Source organism: Xanthomonas floridensis, assembly GCF_001642575.1.
Lineage (GTDB): Bacteria > Pseudomonadota > Gammaproteobacteria > Xanthomonadales > Xanthomonadaceae > Xanthomonas > Xanthomonas floridensis.
The window spans coordinates 35873-50780 of the sequence record NZ_LXNG01000025.1 but is presented as its reverse complement, the minus strand read 5'-3'; the positions used below and the strand labels follow the sequence as shown (position 1 = coordinate 50780).

Annotated in this window: 15 protein-coding genes and 1 pseudogene; 10 read left to right on the top strand and 6 right to left on the bottom strand. The window is 54.4% G+C overall.

Annotated features, from left to right (window positions below; all coding sequences use genetic code 11):
• From A7D17_RS23060 to A7D17_RS15410, 6 genes are all read left to right on the top strand, one after another.
• Window positions 1-233, top strand: a 233-nt coding sequence (locus A7D17_RS23060) for an IS3 family transposase (RefSeq protein WP_153041903.1), incomplete at its 5' end; no start/stop codon positions are given.
• Between the two features lie 63 nt (window positions 234-296).
• Entirely contained in the window at window positions 297-734 is a 438-nt protein-coding gene (locus A7D17_RS23055) for a RadC family protein (RefSeq protein WP_082862044.1), read from the top strand.
• Between the two features lie 233 nt (window positions 735-967).
• Entirely contained in the window at window positions 968-1606 is a 639-nt protein-coding gene (locus A7D17_RS15425) for a DUF6988 family protein (RefSeq protein ID WP_064509893.1), read from the top strand.
• Between the two features lie 102 nt (window positions 1607-1708).
• On the top strand, window positions 1709-2359 hold the full coding sequence (locus A7D17_RS15420) for a hypothetical protein (protein WP_005923911.1): 651 nt from the start codon (window positions 1709-1711) through the stop codon (window positions 2357-2359).
• 170 nt (window positions 2360-2529) lie between these two features.
• The gene (locus A7D17_RS15415; protein WP_005923902.1) at window positions 2530-2763 is read left to right on the top strand and encodes a hypothetical protein; all 234 of its coding nucleotides are present in this window, start codon (window positions 2530-2532) and stop codon (window positions 2761-2763) included.
• 93 nt (window positions 2764-2856) lie between these two features.
• A complete protein-coding gene (locus tag A7D17_RS15410; protein WP_064509892.1) occupies window positions 2857-3924 on the top strand; it encodes an ankyrin repeat domain-containing protein in 1068 nt (355 codons plus the stop codon).
• Between the two features lie 63 nt (window positions 3925-3987).
• Here the strand turns inward: A7D17_RS15410 and A7D17_RS23050 are convergent, their stop codons facing one another.
• The 4 genes from A7D17_RS23050 to A7D17_RS15395 all read right to left on the bottom strand — a co-directional run bounded on the left by A7D17_RS23050 (window position 3988) and on the right by A7D17_RS15395 (window position 7080).
• Entirely contained in the window at window positions 3988-4602 is a 615-nt protein-coding gene (locus A7D17_RS23050; RefSeq protein ID WP_082862039.1) for a hypothetical protein, read from the bottom strand.
• A 140-nt stretch (window positions 4603-4742) separates the two neighbouring features.
• Window positions 4743-5297 carry a hypothetical protein gene (locus A7D17_RS24930; protein WP_239692219.1) on the bottom strand — a complete coding sequence of 185 codons (555 nt, stop codon included), beginning with the start codon at window positions 5295-5297 and terminating at the stop codon, window positions 4743-4745.
• 449 nt (window positions 5298-5746) lie between these two features.
• The gene (locus A7D17_RS15400) at window positions 5747-6451 is read right to left on the bottom strand and encodes a DarT1-associated NADAR antitoxin family protein (RefSeq protein WP_064509891.1); all 705 of its coding nucleotides are present in this window, start codon (window positions 6449-6451) and stop codon (window positions 5747-5749) included.
• Window positions 6452-6453: 2 nt separating this feature from the next.
• Complete coding sequence (locus A7D17_RS15395; protein ID WP_158255492.1) at window positions 6454-7080, bottom strand: DarT ssDNA thymidine ADP-ribosyltransferase family protein; 627 nt, start codon at window positions 7078-7080, stop codon at window positions 6454-6456.
• Window positions 7081-7264: 184 nt separating this feature from the next.
• On the opposite strand from A7D17_RS15395, the gene A7D17_RS15390 reads away from it, so the two are divergent.
• The 4 genes and pseudogenes from A7D17_RS15390 to A7D17_RS15380 all read left to right on the top strand — a co-directional run bounded on the left by A7D17_RS15390 (window position 7265) and on the right by A7D17_RS15380 (window position 12394).
• Window positions 7265-9187, top strand: a complete 1923-nt coding sequence (locus A7D17_RS15390) for an ATP-dependent nuclease (RefSeq protein ID WP_239692218.1) — start codon at window positions 7265-7267, stop codon at window positions 9185-9187.
• Window positions 9184-10830 (top strand): UvrD-helicase domain-containing protein, encoded by a 1647-nt coding sequence (locus tag A7D17_RS15385; protein WP_064509889.1) that lies wholly within the window; start codon window positions 9184-9186, stop codon window positions 10828-10830. The genes A7D17_RS15390 and A7D17_RS15385 overlap by 4 nt, the downstream gene beginning before the upstream one ends.
• A gap of 282 nt (window positions 10831-11112) precedes the next feature.
• On the top strand, window positions 11113-11430 hold the full coding sequence (locus tag A7D17_RS24190; protein WP_146091629.1) for a hypothetical protein: 318 nt from the start codon (window positions 11113-11115) through the stop codon (window positions 11428-11430).
• A gap of 157 nt (window positions 11431-11587) precedes the next feature.
• Window positions 11588-12394, top strand: a pseudogene (locus tag A7D17_RS15380) (IS5 family transposase).
• Between the two features lie 189 nt (window positions 12395-12583).
• On the opposite strand, the gene A7D17_RS23040 reads toward A7D17_RS15380, so the two are convergent.
• The gene (locus A7D17_RS23040) at window positions 12584-13228 is read right to left on the bottom strand and encodes a DUF7002 family protein (protein WP_082862036.1); all 645 of its coding nucleotides are present in this window, start codon (window positions 13226-13228) and stop codon (window positions 12584-12586) included.
• Window positions 13229-13232: 4 nt separating this feature from the next.
• A complete protein-coding gene (locus A7D17_RS15375) occupies window positions 13233-14906 on the bottom strand; it encodes an adenylosuccinate synthetase (RefSeq protein WP_064509888.1) in 1674 nt (557 codons plus the stop codon).
• Between the last annotated feature and the right edge of the window lie 2 nt (window positions 14907-14908).

Genomic DNA, 14908 nt, shown 5'->3' with positions numbered 1-14908 from the left:
TGTGCAGCATGAGTCGGCGTGGCAACTGCCACGACAACGCACCCGTGGAGAGCTTCTTCGGCCTGCTCAAACGCGAGCGGATCAGGCGGCGGATCTACCCGACCAGGGACGCCGCACGCGCCGAGGTGTTCGATTATATCGAGATGTTCTACAACCCAAAACGCCGCCACGGTTCAACTGGCGACCTGTCGCCTGTAGAGTTCGAACGGCGCTACGCGCAACGAGGGTCTTGAGTGTCTACGGAACCCTGGGCGTATCAGCTCACCCGAGACACCAAGGCTCAATACCAAATCCAGATGGACGAGGAGGGCATCTTGCTCGCAGCAGCTACCATCCTGGAACAACGCCTTCAACGCCAAGGCCGCATCCACAGCCCCGAGCAAGCTGGCGACTACCTCATTGCCCGCTGCGCTCACCTGCCGCACGAAGTCTTCGGAGTCGTCTTCCTGGACATCAAGCACCAGATCCTGGCAACCGAACATCTCTTCTTCGGCACCATCGACGGCTGCGATATTCATTCCCGAGTAGTCGCCAAGCGCGCCCTGGAATTGAACGCAGCTGCCGTCATCCTTTTCCACAATCACCCAAGCGGCAATCCGGAGCCAAACGAAGCCGACCGCAAGGTCACCGAGCGCCTGCAGCAGGCTCTGGGCCTCCTCGACATCCGGGTGCTGGACCACCTGGTGATCGGCGGGCGTCAGCACACCAGCCTTGCAGCAAGAGGGTGGGCGTAGCCCTCCCTCTCTCTCATCGGCTGTTGGCATAGGCCACCAGTGCGCCTGATCTTGCAAAAGATATGGCGCTACGCTTGAGTTCGGTCATCACGCTCTTTCGCCGCTGACGCCATTACGGCAAGATCCAAGTGAAAGAGCTGCTGCTGAAAATTTTTACGGCATGGATAAAAATCGAAGGAGGGAGTTGTTGATGCGCCAGGATGCGATCCAACTGTTTCAATGCTTGGGGAAGCATGATGTCTGAGCGGGTTGAGAAGCTCTTTGAAGGTTCTGATGAGCTATTGGAGGCGTTGGCGCCCATTACGGCGGCTCCGCCGTTTGATCAAAGTGATCGACTGCAAGTTTGTCGCGCGCTATGCCTGCTTTCGATTGAGTACGCTGTTGCGAGTCGCTGCTTACTCGTAGTCGGTTCTGAGCCGTCCACCTTAGTCATCCATCGAGCGCAGTTCGAAGCGCTGGTGCGCGCCGTGTGGGTCCTTTACTGCGCAAGCGATACCGACGTGGCCTGCTTACAAGAAGAGCTGACACCGACAAGTGAATCACTAGCGGCTCGTTTGCCAATGCTATCCAAGATGCTGCTCGCTCTTGAAGCGGTGACGCAGGCAGCTGATCCGTTGCACGCGTTTATGGAATTTAAGAAATACTCTTGGGCGGCACTCAACTCGTTTGTCCACGCGGGTGCACACGCGCTTCATCGGTTGCGAACGGGCTTCCCGCTTGAACTCGTTGAAGTTGTGGTCAAACAAAGCAACGCGTTGGTCGTGATGGCTCACATGCAACTCGCAATCACCGCAGGTAGCCAAGAGGCGGTGCGCTGGGTTGCCAAGACGTCGGACGGATTTCCCGCTGTGCTTCCTCCACGAATACGTTAGGATTTTCAGGCAAGCGCCATCGCCCACAGGCTGTCAGGCTGATGAGTGGCAAGCTTGCGGTGCAAGTTGCTTGCAGTGAGACTAGAACGAAGGACGGTTTGAATGACAAATATCAGCAAGGCGGAAAGCTTCGAAGACGGATTTTTGCGGGCTGCGCTTGAAGTCATCGCAAAGCGCGATGAGCGCGAGGCCATCATCACCAGCCAGGATTTCGATGGCCTGAAGCAACGACTTGATCGCTCACCGAGCACGACGCGCTTCACCCAAGCCATGGCGGAGTTTTACCTCAGCATCCCAAGGCGTCAGTTCGACAAGCTCAAACGAGAACACGGCAATCCGTTTTTGATCAGCAAGAGCACGCCGAGATCTATCCCCAAAGTGGACCTCTTGACGTGGTATGCGCAAGTCACCAAAGCCCGGGAGAAGATCCAAGATCCGATCTCGGGCAAATTCGGTCGAACGGGGAAGGGCATTCCATTCATTGTGATCCGTGAATCGGCTGGCAAGATCAAGAGCGTGATCTCACATGCGGGCATCACGGGGCTCGACATGAGTGTGATTGAAGAAGCTTTTCAGCAAGGCGCAACGATCTTGGCCCTGACCATCGATCAAGCCTTGGCGCTGCCTTGGCAATCAAACCCTGAGAAGAGGCGTTGGCGAAACGCCTACCGGTTGCATCTGATGGCGGTCCATGATGCCAAGATGGCGTGGCTGGATCGCCAAGAGTTAGACGAAGACACGAAGCCCGTTTAGCGCGGCGGCCCACCCCACGTATTGGCTGCCTGGTGCATCCGGGCGCTGGCGTTATCGGCGACGGATGAATGGATGTTCAGCGATCGTGGCGATTTCGTCCTGTAGCGACGCGCCTGCGATGCATAGATTGCGTTCCGAAGCTTGGCAAGTCGTCAAGCGCGGAGAGCAAGATGAAATACACCATCGAGATCAATGCGACGGTCCAAGTCGCCCACTACATGACAGTTGAAGCAAGCTCGCCGCAGGAGGCGCTTGCTCAGTGCGATGTCGACACGATTGCGAACAGTGACTTCGATTTCGAAGAATGGTTTAGTGCACCCGAAATCCATCGCATCGAAGATGAAACCGGCACGCTCATTGCGTGTGACTACGAGGACCATGTTCCTGACATCGACGACCTGTAAGTCCCTTCTCGGCTTGTCCAATCGACTGATGCTGTCACGCTGCGATCTTGACGAAAGGCGTTTCGGCCTTAAGTTGAATGGAAAGGAGACGAAATGGACCAATCAATTAGAAGAAATATTAGACAAGCAGTGAAGCAGGGAAGCGAGACATATGTGCAGTCGCTTTGTCAGGCTCAGGGTGACATCGATGCTGCGGCACGCTACGCCATTGAGGTGGCGATCAAGAGCGGCAAAGAAAGCTTGGTTGATCAGCTGGCGCCACTGCTGTCAAAGTCGTTTGCGGTCTATCCGCTTGATGTCGCCGCCAAGGCGGGTTCAGCGCGGGCAGTTGAGCAGCTCATGGCGTTTTGCGACGCAGAAAACGACGAGGCATTGGTGCTTGCTGCCAGGCACGGGCACACGGAGTGCGTCAAACGCCTGCTCAAGGAGTGTAGTCCTTTGCAAGGCGATTCTCAGGCGCTGTATGAGGCAGCGCGTCATGGTCACGCAGATATGGTCTTTCAGTTGGTCCTTTTTTCAGATGCTAAAGCCCAGGACAGTCGAGCGCTGATCGCTGCGTGTCGGGAAGGCCACTTGGAAGTGGTCAAGCATCTGTTGCCGTTTTCATCCAAAATTCAATGTGCGCAGCATGGCTTTGCGGCGGCGGCCGAGAACAATCATGCCGAGGTCGTTGAGTTCTTGATCGAAGCTGGTCTTCCGGATCCGGAAGACACCTTTTCGCTGGGGCTCAACGTCGCTGCTGCCAAAGGTCATGAACAGCTGGTGCGGACGATACTTTGGGCGATCGTCAGAACAGGCCATGCGCCTCGCGACTTTGGCGAGAAAGCACTGTTCGCTGCAGCAACGAAGGGCGATGCAGGAATGGTCAAGTCGATCTTGGAGTTCGCCCACAAGACCGCCTATCCAGAGGCCGGCTTGTTTGCTGCACTCCAAAATGACCATGATGAAGTGGCGGATGTTCTGGTTCGCCGAGTGAACCTAGATAACGTGCGCGAATTGATCTCGGACGAAGAGATCGAAGCCAAGCTTGATGAAGCGATTGCCAGACTTGACGCTACGAAGCAGCACAGAGAGCTTCAATCCAACGAGCGCAAGAGATTTGCGCAGAGCAATACGTCAAGTTCAATAGAGAAGAGCCCTGCTCGCGGCGCACGCTTGTAAGCGAATGCTGTAGAAATACGCCTGGATGTCATCGGCATCCTCACTCCGCTCCGTTGCTTACTTCTAAGGACCTGCTCTCCGTATCTCCCAATCGCCCCGCGATAGGGTTCGTACCTGATGGAGGTCAGTGTCGTAGATGGCGATCAGGTCAGAGCTACTGGCAATGATGTGGCCTCGGATCTTTCGCTCACCCTTTTCCCAGAGTTCTGTATCGCCTCGCGATACCGGACCAAGGAGGCGGCGCTTCTCAGTAACTGCTTCCTTCTTTCCGTAACGCTCCCCAATCACGCCTGGGATTGTTGAAACGAGCAAGCCAACGGAATACAGCGTCAATGCTAGATAAATTCCCGAAAAGGCTATACCTCCTGAGGTGAGACCAAGCTTTACTCGTGGATGACGCCGATAGAAATCTTGAAGGCGACCATTGCGAACCGATTGTGCGGGGAGGCGGTAAACCCAGACAGCTAGCCATAACGTAAAAAAAGCGATCGCTATTGAACCCCACGGAAAAGCGCTGAACATTCCGAACCCTTGAAGCACAACGGCATAGTAACCGCGAACAACCTTCCAGTCGGCTGATTGGGGAAATAGGTCGGCTTGAACGCCCCAGGCTTTGAGGTAGCTGGTGTAGGCAACATGTCCGCATCCGTGAAGCACGATTCCAGCCAGCGTCGTCATGGCAGCTAGGCTACCGACGAAGCGTGTGATGGACCACGACCGTCTGGAGGACGCACTGTTCGAGTCTTCTGGTGACGAGGTGGAACGCTTCGATCTGACAATTTCGGTATGGCGCATGGTTGACGTGTTCGATGAGCTACTCAGCTACTTTGATCGTTCCGCAAGAATCCGATGTGATGCACCGAATTGACGTCAGCCATAAAACGCCCTGAGCCTGACTCTCGGGCGTAATCGAAAAGGAGAAGATAGTGGCCAACCATCTCATCGATACTCGATAGGCCATAACGTGCGAGGATAGGGGGGATCTTGTCCCGGTGAATGGCGATACGGAAGCTCTGGTGCGTGGGGCCGAAGTTGGAAAAGTAAGTGTTATGGCCCTGCCAGATGCTCCAAGATCTGACAATGCCCCAGAACCCTAGCCAGCGACCGGTGTGCTGCGCCATGCTGGCCGATTCAAAACGCACGAAAGCGTTATGGACCGCCAACTCAGGTCGGTCATTGCCTGGCATGCGAATCATCATGGCGCTTGTCTTAAAGCTCGGCCAATGCACAAGCTGTTCAAGAAGCTTTTGAGGACCGCGCGATACCGAGTTCGTCGATCGGGTCTGGTCGCCGCCGGCACGAGATCGGCTTTCGCTCTCCGTTGGGTCACCCGTTGAGACGTTATCGGCCGAGCCTTCATCTTGATCGGTCAAAATCCGAACAATCAGCGTAGTGTTTCGCTGCTCCCAATGAGCCACAGTCCGATCGGTATCATCGTCTTCCCATGGATCACCATAGCTTCGGGTAATGTCGCACTCGTCACCGTGGGGTAGGGCATAGAAATGCGCGACCTTGCTTCGTCGCCCTGGGCTGAGCCTCGACGCTGACCTGAAATGAGCGGTTGCCTCGCAATAGGGGCAGCGTAGATGGGGCTTCAGTGCCCGGCGAGCAGACGGATCCAAGTCAGCTACCTGTTGGGCCGTGTAGTCCTGGTCACTCCGACGATCCCTTGCTTTGTCCATTAGACCCCCTGTCTTGCCTTGCATGCTTTCAGGGGTTACGCCGGCAGTCAAGTGGTCGTAACTTTGATGAAGGAGATCAGTTGGTGGGCCTCAAAGAATTGGAGAAAGGCGATGCCAATGGACGACGGGGTGAGAAAAACTCAAATCAGTGGGCTTTGGACAGTATTGTCTTCGCGCGCGTTGCTGATGACGCCTGTCTTAACGGTCGACAGATATAACTCCTTGTCTTTGAGCATCGTTTCGCTCAACAAGCCTCGCTCTTGAAGCGAGACATAAAGCGCTGCGGCATAGGCCTGGCAATTGACTGACTTGTCCGGGTTAAACGCGATGTCCGAAAATGCTCGGTATGTGAGCACTTGTTCGGAAAGGTCCGGCTGCTTGTGCAGGGCGTTCATGTAAAGCCAGTCATAGAATGCGGTTCTTGGTTCTAGTTCCCAATCAACATTGAAGAAATGGAACTTGATCAATCGGCCACTTTCTTTCAAGCGCGGATCGCGCTTGGCGTCGAGGGATCGCGCGTTCAACAGATCTTTATAGGGCCCGCCATTCTCGAAGACTTTACTTGCTTGAAAGGCACACTCCAGGCTAAATTCTCGCTCGTGCTTGACGGTCTTGATCATCAAGTTGAAAGCGCTCAGATCAACCCCAAGTGAATCGGGTGACTTGCTGGATATCTCTAAAACTCGATCAACGCCAAGCTGCCGTTTTGCTTGGTCGTGAAGTGATGCAATAGATTTCTGCGACTGGCTTATGGCCATGCCTGGGTGCCACTGGAACTCCACATGACGGGTGGAGACCAGCATGGGTCCCTCGAAGCTCGGCATGAAGATGGGGCGAGTCGCCACGCTTAGGTCGCCTGTTTCCAATGTGCAAAATCCTGGCGACCACTGAAAAGAGCAGGTGCGTGGACTACATACGTGCCCGCATGCCTCGAAAGCATGCGGTTCTTGTCTTCGCTAGTGTGGGTGGCTAAGCCCATCAAGTATGTCGGTGGAATATCGTTCAGCACTAAAACTTCTGCCTGCGGATCAGTGGGATAATAGTTGGGAATGCCGAGCGAGCTTCTTGTCTTCCCACTACAATCACCATACATGTTCTGGAACGGTGCCAGGCCCATCCGTTGAGCCAAAGTGCTTGCTGTTACCGCATTTGATGCGGCATTGGTCGTGCAGAAAGCACATGGTAGCATCCAAAGCACCGAAGGCATAACCGCTATGACCACCCACTTCGTGTCAGGGTTCTTTATCCTGAGTGGGTAGAACATCTTATAGTTGGGAAAGCCAACTGAGAGGCAGATGGCGGAGGTGCGATCAAGACGAAAGTCGTCATTGAAGACCGCGCCTTCTGAGCTAGACAGCTGATCACGCCGCAACAACCCTCGACTAAGGATGGAAGCCAAATTCTCTTCGCGCGTGAAGTGGAAGAGGGCCTTAATGCCGCGCTCGGTGACAAACTGCTGGATATTTGCTGCCATATTGATTCCTTTCAATCTGCCTAACGATGCTTGAGGAGCGCGAGACCATGCCGTGCGCTTCCCTAGCACGACCTCACAGAGGCTTTATCGGCCGCAAGGTCAGAATCTTGAAGTCGAAGCGTTACGTTTCAGGCGGCAGGCAGTAGCGTTACGATAGGGAGGCCCATAGGGGGCGGAACAGGGGATGTTCATGCAGTTGGCAGTCGTCAGGATTAGTAATTTCTGGTCCTTCGGTCCAGAACCAGTTGAAGTTAAGCTGGATTCGATGACTTACCTTCTAGGCCCAAATGGGGCGGGTAAGACCGCCGTTCTAACGGCTTTGGCGCGTATGTTCGGCACCACAGGGGGCATGCGCGCTGTGCTCCCTTCCGATTTCCATGTGGCAATGGGCGAAGTTCCAGCGGAGGGGAAGGCCGCGAGTCTATGGATCGAGACAGACTTCACGTTTCCCGAGGTCGAGGAGGGCGAGGGCACCGCAGCTGTTCCGATCTTCTTCTCTCACATGCAGCTCCAAAGTGCGGGCGAAGTTCCCGGGGTGCGCATTCGCCTCACGGCTGAAATGGATGAAAGCGGAGAGATCGAGCAACGCCTGGAATACGTATTGACAGCCGACGAGGACGGCGCGCCTACGCAGCTTCGAGGTATGCCAAAGCTGGATCGGCAAGCCATCCAGGTTCACTATCTTCCGGCCCGGCGTAACCCGGCTGATCACATCGCATACAGCGCAGCCTCACTGCTCGGAAGGGCCCTCCGAGCGGCAGACTGGACCGCTGAGCGCACCAAGGCAAACGATCTATCTGAGCAGCTCGGTGCAGCAGTCACCGAAAACGCGGGCGTCGCAGCCTTCGGTAAGGCACTTACGACAGGGTGGGGAAAGCTTCACAAGGGGAAGTTCTTCGCCTCCCCTAGCATTGCTTTTGGCACAGGCGGACTCGCTGAGGTGTTGAAGCAAGTCAGTGTTCGCTTCTCGCCCGGTCATGAAACGCCCTCAGTGGATTTCGAGCGCCTCAGTGACGGTCAGCAGTCATTGCTTTACATCTCGCTCGTGTTGGCAGCACATGCGGTTGATGTCGCGGCGTTGACCGACGCAGAGTCACCTTTTGACTTAGCTCGGCTAAGGCCGGCTGCTTTCACTTTGCTGGCGGTGGAAGAGCCTGAGAACAGCCTTTCGCCTCAGTATCTAGGTCGCGTCATCCAATCGCTTCGGGATCTCAAAGAAGAGTCAGGAGGGCAAGCGATTGTGGCCACGCACTCGCCTGCCATCTTGCGCAGAGCAACGCCTGATTTAATCCGCCATCTGCGGCTTGATGCTGATCGAACCACACAAGTCAGCCAAATCGTTCTTCCGGATGAGGCCGGAGAGGCAGGTAAGTTCGTTCGTCAGGCAGTAATGGCCTATCCGGAGGTCTACTTCGCCAAGCTCGTCGTGTTGGGTGAGGGCGACAGCGAGGACATCGTGCTGCATCGCATGCTCGGCGCAATGGGCGTCGAAGCGGACGCATCCAGTGTCTGCGTGGCGCCTCTGGGCGGTCGCCATGTCAATCATTTCTGGCGCTTACTATCCAGTTTGCGCGTGCCTTATATCACACTGCTTGACCTTGACTACGGGCGCCATGGCGGAGGATGGGGGCGCATCAAAGTCGCACATGGCTATTTGCGCCAGTTTCCAAACGGCCATCCAGTGCGCACCGCTGCTGAGGTGAATGCGCTTCCCGGATGGAAAACATCTTGTGGCGGAGAGGACTTCTTTGAAGAGCTGCGCTTTTTGAAACGTGCGGGTGTGTTCTTCTCGCTCCCCATTGATCTTGATTTCATCATGATGCGCAAATTTCCAGACGCCTATGGTGCGATGGGGCAGCCATTGGGCGATGACGATGATTTAATAACTGCGGTCTTAGGCAAAAGCGGAATCGCCAGTCACTTAAGTGAAGAGGCTCAAAGTTTTTTTCACGACTACCATTGTCTGTTCAAACTTGGCAGCAAGCCAGTAGCGCATCTTCAAGCCTTGGCCAACCTGAGCGACGAAGAGTTGATAGCGGATGCACCAAATACGCTGAAAGTTCTTTGCCAGCGTGTGGTCACCATGTTGGCGGCAGACTCGGAATGATCACACCAGCTCAGTGGAGCCCGATCGCCATCAAAACCTTGGAACCCGGCGCAAAAGCTGCGATCACGGCACTTCATGGGAACAGCATGGTCATTGCTAATCCCGGATCAGGGAAGACAGAGCTTTTAGCTCAGCGCGCCGATTTTGTGCTCAGGACGGGCACGAGCCGTTATCCCAAGAAGATCTTAGCCATCTCGTTCAAGACCGACGCCGCTCACACTCTTCGTAGGCGAGTGAGGGATCGATCGGGCTTTGACCACGCCCACCGTCTGAACAGTATGACCTTCGACGCCTTTGCGCGTCGGATCATCGCGATCTACCGGCCGCTTCTAAAGCCGACGGATCGGCTGGATCACGGGTTCAAAGTCGGCGTGACCCGTGTCAATACCATCCAAGTAGCGTTCAAGGAGTTGGTGCCTCTGGCGCAACAACTCATCGAGCAGCATCCAATGATAAAGCGATCCATCAACATGGCTTACAGCCATGTGTTCTTAGATGAGTTCCAAGACTGCACAAGCGCGCAATACAAGCTGATCCACACTCTGTTCAAAGATAGCCACACCTCCATCACCGCTGTGGGAGATGCTAAGCAAAAAATTATGGGCTGGGCGGGGGCACTTGATGGGGTGATGGGGAAGTTTGCTGATGAATTCGCCGCTGTGCCCTTGAAGCTTGTCCAGAACTGGCGGTCTGCTCCTGCCATTCGTCGGGTGCAAAACCGGATGATCATTCAGATGGAGCCATCCTCGGCTATCGCGGAGAAAGATATTGTTGGTGAAGATGGCAAGGTCTACTTAGCGCGTTTCGCTGATGAGCGGGCCGAGGCCGCGCGCATTGCAGAGAAGATTGAGGAGTGGATTGCCGAAGGCATCGCGCCGCACGAAATCGCCATCCTTCACATTCGCCAAAGCGTTATGTTCAATCAAGCCATCGACGGTGAGTTGGATCGTCGTAGCATTCCGCGTCGCAATGAGCAGGAGCTACAAGACTTGGTGTCGGAACCCGTTACAGAGTTCGTGGTCAACCTCCTGCGCGTTCTTGGTCGAAAGCCTGCGCCAAACGCCTACGCATCGGTTCTGTATGCTTTGACTGCACAAGACGATGAGCAAGGCGACTGGATCAGGCTGCTGAGTGCCGCTCGCGATCGTGTAGCTAAGGGGCTTGCTGGTGATCAGGCGGAGATTGCCTTTGAGCAGCTGCAAGAGGTCATGGCGTTGATTCCGATTGCAACACTGCTGTCGCTCTCTTCGGAATACGACGCCCCGCGCTTAGCCGAAATTTTGAGCCAAGTTTACGAGGTTCTCGGAAACTTTATTCGTGAGCATCACCATCTGGAGCAAGCACTGGCAAGATTTTTGGATGAAGGATCAATCCGAGTAATGACGATCCATAAATGCAAAGGTATGGAGTTCGAGTGTGTCGTTTTGCCTTGCACAGAGCGCGAGACATGGTGGGGCGATCAAGATGAAAATAGAAATGCATTTTTTGTCGGTGTGAGTCGCGCTAAGCAAAATCTCGTTGTGACCTGCGTGGGCCAAAGAAGTGCACCAATAGGCGCAAATTCAAAATGGCAAATTTCACGGCATCCGCAGGAAGAATTCCTGGAATACGTGAGGTTGCATGAAGTTCATTATAGCGAATGAAAAATATTTTTGGCCGGTTTGGTTTGTTGTGCATTGACTGCTTGGGTGCCTCATTTAATATTGTAATAATATTTACGAGTGCGAGGCCTTGAATGAAAGATTACTTATTAAAAAAATACTCGAAGATCCCGACATTCGAAGATGTGTGGTATTTCTCAGTGTCAGGCGGGGCTTTACTTACTGTAGTAATGGGTGTTTTTAAGTTCCTGCAAGGGTCGATTTCTTAGCTATTTTTCCAACATATTTGATCTTCTGATTTGTAGGCTATTGATGAGGTGGGATGTGCCTGAGTTTATATATTTGATGGTCGGAATTCTGCTTGCCGGAGTTATCGGCTATGTTGCATATCTTCACAAAATTAAGTTGGCGACAGGAACTTTTTTGTTTCTTATTGTTGATGGAATTAGTGTGAGCGTGATATTAAAGATCTTTTATAAAATGTTTGATGGTAAGTATGATGCTGTTGTAGGTGGCGATGAAAAAATTTATATGGGTCTGGGGTGTGCGGGTATAGTTTACTTGGTTGTCATGCATGTGTTAAAGGCTCTTAACGCAGCGCGAGGCAAGGATTGGGATTTTGATGAAAGGCCAACGTTATAGTAATTTTTTAGTGCGGGACAGGGGGGGTGTAGCGGCAATGGATTTCGTTTTAATTTGTGGGGTGCGAATTAATGGTTTTTATCTATTCTTATATGCGTCGCAAATCTTTGCCTAGAGCGTGTTATGAATTTAAGGCTCCTGCGGCTATCGTAAGAGATTGAAGCCACCACGACCGTGTCCGACCGACGTCTCCGATGAAGAATGGGCCTTCGCTGCGCCCTATTTAACACTGATGGATCCGCAGGCACGGCAGCGCAAGTACGACCTGCGCTTGAGGTTCAACGCATTGCGCTGGATGGCGCGAGCTGGAGCACCCTGGCGCTTGATTCCCCACGAGTTTCCGCCGTAGGAGGCGGTCTACCAGCAAACCCAGCGGTGGTTGTAGGCTGGGCGCTATGAGGCCATGGTCAACGACTTGCGTTCGATCTTGCGGGTGGCGCAAGGCAAGCAGGGGCAGCCCAGCGCCGTGATCCTGGATGGCCGAACGCTGCAGTCCACCTGCGAAAGCGTGACACGTGCCGGCTACGACGGCTATAAGCGCAAGAAGGGCAGCAAGGTGCACATGGTGGTGGATACGCTCGGCCACCTGCTAGCAGTGCAGGTCACCCCCGCCGATGAGCAGGAACGCGCCCAAGTGCGATCGCTGGCGCAGGAAGTTCGGCATGTCACGGGCGAGACGGTGAAACTGGCGTTCGTCGATCAAGGCTACACAGGCGAAGGGCCGGCCGAAGCCGCACGGGAGGAAGGCATTGAACTGCACGTCGTCAAACTGCCGGAGGCCAAGAAAGGCTTTGTCTTGCTGCCGCGCCGCTGGGTCGTGGAGCGCAGTTTCGGTTGGGTCAATCGGTTCCGAGGCCTGGCCCGTGACTACGAACGCCTGCCGGAAACACTGGCTGGACTCCACTTCGTCGTCTTCTCCATCCTCATGCTTGGAAATTCCGCGTCTCTACTTCAAAATTCATAACACGCTCTAGTACAGGGCGGAAATTATACCCTTGGCTTGCTCCCGGATCAGAGCTTTAAGGTCAGATCAAGGGAGGACCACGCTGGATGCGACATGCCTATGCCTGCTTTCGGTCTTGCGGCGGTTTAGGCTTCCGCTGACAACGAGCAAGTGCTTCGTGCTGATAGCTGATGGCGTTCACCCGCAAGGCTATCGGATTGTTCGGATCTCGACCTCACCCTTCATGCGGGTGACCGCGATAACATGGTCAGCGATATCAGGCACGGCATGGTCGATGACCAGCTCCACAACCTCTTTGACAGGAGCGCCGCTGGCTTTGGCAGGATAGTCAGCAATGCGTTTGAAGATGTCGACATCTCTACGGTGTGGGATAGGCCAAGTATTGCCAGAGTTCATGTGGCATAGCCAAGTATTTTCTGCATGAGCGGCTAAAAGACTTGCCGTATCGATGGTCAGGACATCGTGCTCAAACTCATCATAAGAATTTAGTAGCCGTAGTAGGCGTTCGCGCTTGGCCCAGAAGAAGACTTTGCTGTTGATCAGTCGATACCAGTGTTCTGGCGTGACATGTGGGGGCAGAGCATGCACTAGTCGGCCCGGTGGCATCGGCTTCTGGTCGCGAAGCACGATGTCATCCGGAGAGTTGGGCTTCACCGATTGCATTTCCGGGCGATGCTCGGCTTCAAGGTGAGTGCGTCGGCTACCGCACACCCCTAGCTCGTCGAGCGCGCCCGTTGTAGAGAGGAGTCCACGCGCTTGGATGCTCGGCCAAGATCCAGCCAGCGCCATGTGGTAAACGCGCGGGTAGCGCTCAATCAACTTGCTCAATTCCACTGCTTTACTCCAAACGCGAACGCGCGGTCCAATTGCGACGGTCAATGATGGATCGAAGATCCTTGAAGTCGCTGTCTTTTTTTGGGAATCTCGTGTTGATCAGTGAAACGGGGGCTTGTGCCACGCGTTCCAGCTCTTCGATGAACTTGATTGTGTCTACTGCTAGTTGGTCAAAACGCCTAGCTTTCTGGTTGGCTTCATCTAGGTAGTCGACGAAGGTCAGCACAATGTCGGTCGGCGCATTGAGGTTGCACGCGCGGCGGAACTCGCTCCATTCGAACCAGCCAACGCGCCGATTGCGTTTAGTTGTGGAGGTGATCTCGGCGCCTTGAACTTCGGCGGCGTCCAGTCCTGCTGCCCCGGCAATGATGGCAAAGGTGGTTTCATTTTTGAGCTTTCCAGAGGTATTTCCGGCTTCACCGTCTGGGTCAGCAACTCGGATTGGCGTGGTGCGCACGACCATGAGGATCTTTCGGACACGACTAGGCGAGATGCCAGCTTCCGCAAGGCACCCTGCTACATTGGTATCGCGGGACGTGACATGCGGATACGCGCCATGATAGAGACTAAGTGCACTCCCTTGCGTTCCTTCCAAGAGCACGGAGTGGCCCTTTCGATAGGCATGTTCCAGATGCTCCTCGGTGGAGCCGATATAAGGTTTCAGCTCAGGAATGTCGCGGGCAAGTTTCACCAGCTTTGAGGCGTTTCCTCTGTTGAGAATGCGCCGCGCCTTGGCGGCGCCGCTTCCGCTGCCAGTGGATGCAATGGCACCAACGACACCGCCCTTTTCGAGTGTGATGTCTTCTTCCTCAATGATGGTCGCCTGTGGATCGATGAACAGCCGGTCGGGTCCGATCTTGAACTTTGCAATCTCCTCCAAGAGCCCTTTAACATTGATCGTAAAGCCAGCGCCCAGCAGGAGTTTGGCATTGGAGAAGCTTGCGCCGGAAGGAAGTTGATGGTGAATTGCCTTGCCTACGGCATTAGCCACAGTGTGTCCGGCATTGGGACCGCCTACGCGAACAAGCACATCGTATTCGTTAGCGAGATAAGCCACGATGTTGCCCTTGCCCTCACTACCATATTGTCCACCGACCAGCACATCCACACAGCGGACGTCCGGTGGCGTCAGGAGATGAAGGTGTGCAGCGACGCGGACGAGCGTGTCCTCATGATCAGCGCGGACGGTGTAGATGCGAACATCGGCATCTTCTTTGAGAATTTTGATCTCGCCGTCATCAAGATCGTCAAGTTGGTCGTAGACTAAGCCGCCCGGATTGTCCGTTGTTGATGCGATGTAGCGTTGCAGCAAAACTTCTTTTGACGCATACAAATGCACATGGGTAAGTCGAGTGTGAAAGCGTTGACGCAACTGATTGACTTGTTCAACAGAGCGCACCGCATCCACGACAATCCCTGGCTCGTCTTCTTTCAATGAGTCGTAGATCTTTTGCACACTCTCATTGACCCATTCGCCATATCGATCCCGATCCGGCATGGGTGTCCTGGGAGCGATACGGGGAGGGGCCACATGACCACTACTTAGTTCGAGTTGACCTGAAAGAATGTCATCGGTGGAAATGAGGCGAAATCCATAGCGCTCAGCCAACGCTTTGGCCAAGCCACTTTTGCCTGAGCATCGCTTGCCGCTGATGATGACCACCCGGTGGCTTGGCATCG